Here is a 2,148-nt window from a genome sequence, read left to right as displayed (position 1 = left end):
GGTGCAGCCGCTGGAGCGCTTACATCTGGTGCAATAGTAATTGGTGCAGGTGTCGCGTCTGCGCCAGTTACAATCCCTTTGGCGGTAGCTGGTGGAGTAGTCGCTGGCATTACTAGTTTGTTTGATTAGTTAAATACGAGTGCTCAATATGAGCACTCTTTTAAGGTGTAATAACACCGTTTATTTTTTTAGGTTCTCATAATGCTATTATGAGAACTTGCCACCCCTTATATACTAAGGGCTTAAGCTTATTTAAGTAGTTCAAGGTCTCAAAAACTCGTTAAGTAGCTTAATGGGAAGTTGATTACCTTCTGCTGCAACCAAAATAATTATCTTTACTACCAAAAGCCTTTGTATCAACTTTTGCAAAATAACTAACTCTAAAGAATAGCTGTTCAAAATCCTCTGCAAAGTTTTCACTGTTCCTATTAAGCCTGTATGTATGATTATCAGGAAATTCTACACACTTACCCGCATCATAGGTTTCAATCCCTATAGACTTCGCCCAAGCCCTTATTATACGAGAAGCCATATTATCACCATTACCTTGATAATTACCTAAACCATAATAAGTGTCTTTATTCAGAAAAATCGCAACATGATAATGAGGCATGCAAGAGCTATCTTGCTCTTTAACCCATATGTATCTCAAACTACTATGGTGAGCATTACCGTTTCTTTTAATTTTATCTTTAATGTCACGCTTTATTTCTAGATCAAGATTCTTAAAAAAGCTCGATATATGCGATGTTTGTAAACTTGCGATTTGATCAATAATCCCAAAGCTAACTGGAAATCTTAAATCGAACCTAATAGCTAAAGTCCTAGGGTGCTCATTCTGAATCGCCCCGAGTTCATCGGAGACCAGTTTGTTTAAGTCAGGCCACTTTACCTGACTCGTTTAAATTATCATAGTAGTCTGTTTCATATTGAGCTGGTGAAATATACCCAATTGAAGATAATAAGCGTTGATTATTAAACCAATTGACCCACTCTAACGTTGCGTATTCAACAGCATCAACATTCTTCCACGGGCCATTTCTGCGAATAATCTCTGTTTTAAATAATCCATTTATTGTTTCAGCCAATGCATTGTCATAAGAGTCACCCACACTGCCTACAGACGCTTGAATTCCAGCTTCAGCAAGTCGCTCAGTGTATCGTATAGACAAATATTGGCTGCCTCTGTCGCTGTGGTGAATTAACCCTTCGGGGTTGCCACGATGCCAAATAGCTTGCTCTAACGCATCAAGAATAAGCTCTGTGTGCATTGTCGTTGATACACGCCAACCTACAATGTATCGTGAAAAAACATCTATCACGAAAGCGACATAAACAAACCCACTCCATGTGGCAACATAGGTGATGTCAGCTACCCAAAGTTGATTTGGCTGCTCAGCAGTAAATTGACGATTAACTAAATCAAGTGGCTTATCTTGTTGCTCGTCAGGTATCGTTGTCTTATGTGCTTTACCCCGACGAACACCTTGAATTCCCATAACTCGCATCAATCGTTCGACTGTACAGCGGGCGACTTGATGGTCGTCAAGCTGTAGCTGCTTCCATATTTTTCTTGCACCATAAACTGACATATTATCCTCCCACACTTCGCGAATGAGTATTATCAGCTCAGCATCACGCTTTTTGCGGTTAGACAGTCGCTCAGGCTCTCTTTGTATCTGTTTATGAGAATAATACGTTGATGGTGCAATCGGCAATTCCTTGCAAATTGACTCGACACCGTAATGCTCTCTGCAAGCATCAATAAAATCCACTATTACTTCTGTTTGCGGTCGAGCTCCGCTTGGGCGAAAAAAGCGGCAGCTTGCCTCAGGATATCATTCGTTCGCTTGAGCTCTTTATTCTCGCGCTCTAAGACGGCAAGGCGTTCTTCAGTTGATTGCGTATTAGAAGAGGGTTTAGACGGTTGAGCTTGAGATTTCTTGACCCATGCTCTAAGTGTTTCTGGGGTACATCCCAGTTTATCTGAAATCGATACTAGCGCAGCCCAAAGAGAAGGGTATTCATGCTGTTGTGTGGTAACAAGCCTAATTGCACGTTCACGAAATTCTGATGTATAGCGATTTGATTTTTTCATAGTTCCAGTTTCTCAAGTTATTGAGTCTCTGGCAAACACGGGGCGATTCA

2 protein-coding genes and 1 other annotated feature are annotated in these 2,148 nt (G+C 40.9%); both genes read right to left on the bottom strand.

Annotated features, from left to right (window positions below; genetic code table 11):
* Positions 1–304 precede the first annotated feature (304 nt).
* Positions 305–844, bottom strand: coding sequence for an inovirus Gp2 family protein (locus L652_RS1000000124645; protein WP_029753289.1), 540 nt, complete (start codon positions 842–844; stop codon positions 305–307).
* Positions 845–878: 34 nt separating this feature from the next.
* Positions 879–2,098 (bottom strand): IS3 family transposase gene (locus tag L652_RS0118675; RefSeq protein ID WP_223230517.1). Its coding sequence is split into 2 segments (ribosomal slippage): positions 879–1,810 and positions 1,810–2,098, totalling 1,221 coding nucleotides; the frame shifts between segments, so codons are not numbered across the junction.
* Positions 1,704–1,820 (bottom strand) — a sequence feature (AL1L pseudoknot). (Overlaps the previous gene by 117 nt.)
* Positions 2,099–2,148 lie beyond the last annotated feature (50 nt).

The organism is Pseudoalteromonas sp. TB25 (assembly GCF_000497995.1).
In the GTDB taxonomy this organism is placed as follows: Bacteria; Pseudomonadota; Gammaproteobacteria; order Enterobacterales; family Alteromonadaceae; genus Pseudoalteromonas; species Pseudoalteromonas distincta.
The sequence above is the reverse complement of the archived record's forward strand: the minus strand, read 5'-3'. Positions and strand labels throughout refer to the sequence as shown.